This window comes from Protofrankia sp. CiP1_Cm_nod4, assembly GCF_982290645.1.
In genome coordinates this window covers 11,300-12,656 of the sequence record NZ_CEVIVC010000162.1, presented here as the reverse complement: position 1 = coordinate 12,656, position 1,357 = coordinate 11,300, and the positions used below count along the sequence as shown (strand labels likewise).

The following is a 1,357-nucleotide window of genomic DNA, read 5'->3' as shown; positions in this document are numbered from 1 at the left end:
CGCCCCCGCCGCCGGCTCGACGAGCGCCGGGTGGGGGGACACCGGGCCGGGCCGGCGCCCCACCAGCAGGGTGTCGACCACCGGGTGCCGGTTGCCGTCGCCGCGCAGCGGCCCGCGGACGCGGCCGGCCCGGCTGATCCGCAGGGGCGGGCCGGCAGCCAGCTCCGTCAGCAGATCGTCGGCGTCGAGCAGGAGCTCGGGGTCGGCGGGGATGACGTCACCGTGCCGCAGGTTCGCCCGGTCGTGCCCGATGACCAGCAGCGTCCCGCCCGGGACGGTCGCGTCGACCGCGCAGCGCAGCACGTCCCGCCGCTGCTCGGGCGCCAGGTGCAGGTAGCAGATGATGACCAGCTCGTAGGACGCCGGCCGCGGCGTCCAGACCATGACGTCGGCGTGGATCCACTCCGGTGTCACGTCGAAGCGGCGGGAGAGCTCGCGTGCCTTGCGGATCGCGACCTGGGAGAAGTCCACGCCGGTGACCCGCCAGCCCTGGGTGGCGAGCCAGACGGCGTTGCGCCCCTCGCCGCAGGCGAGGTCCAGGGCACGCCCGGGGGTGAGCCCGGTGAGGTGTTCGACCACGACCTGGTTCGGCTCGGCGGTCCACAGCAGGCCGGTGCCAGCGTGCCGGCGGTCCCACTGGGCGGCGTCCATAGTCGTTATCTCACCTCGTGTGGCCACGGTCTGCCGTGTCGTGGCCACACGAGGGCGTGGTCAGCCGGTGGCCGCCGGCGCGGGGGTGCCGGCGGCAGCGGCCACCGCGGCGGTGAAGCCCTGGGGGGTCAGGGACCGCGGGGCCAGTTGCCGGCCGTTGACGAGCACGGTCGGGGTGCCGGTCACACCACGCCTGGACGCGTCGTCCTCGACTTTCGCGACATAGCCGTTGTAGGTGCCGTCACGCACCGCGTCGATGAACGCGGGGGAGGTCAGGCCCACGCTGGCGCCGAATTCCGTCAGCGTGCCGTTCTGGTATCCGCTGCTGTGCTCGCGCGGCTGGTTGGCGTAGAGAATGTCATGGTATTCCTTGAATTTACCTTCCTGGGCGGCGGCGGCAGCGGCGTTCGCCGCCCGCACGGATTCCGGCCCGAGGAAGGACATCATGTGATAGACGGCTTTGATCCGTCCATCACCGATCATTTGCTGGATGCCCGGGCCGAGCGCGGTCTCCAGTTCCTCGCAGACCGGGCACTGGAAGTCCTCGTAGAAGTCCACGGTGACGGGGGCGTCCGCCCGGCCGACGGTGATCCCGTTGTCGGTGCCGGTCGCGGTCACCGGCAGCACCACCGGTGCGGATTCCGTCCGGTTGCTCTGGACGGCGACGCCGATCAGCGCGGCCACCGCGAGCACGGCCACGACCACC

At 72.3% G+C, this 1,357-nt stretch carries 2 protein-coding genes; both read right to left on the bottom strand.

Going from position 1 to position 1,357, the window contains the following annotated elements; translation table 11 throughout:
- Positions 1-651, bottom strand: a 651-nt coding sequence (locus tag AC5LSR_RS21080; RefSeq protein WP_493468883.1) for a class I SAM-dependent methyltransferase, incomplete at its 3' end; no start/stop codon positions are given.
- Positions 652-711: 60 nt separating this feature from the next.
- Positions 712-1,357 (bottom strand): DsbA family protein (locus AC5LSR_RS21075; RefSeq protein WP_493465489.1); only part of this gene is annotated, 646 nt, incomplete at its 5' end.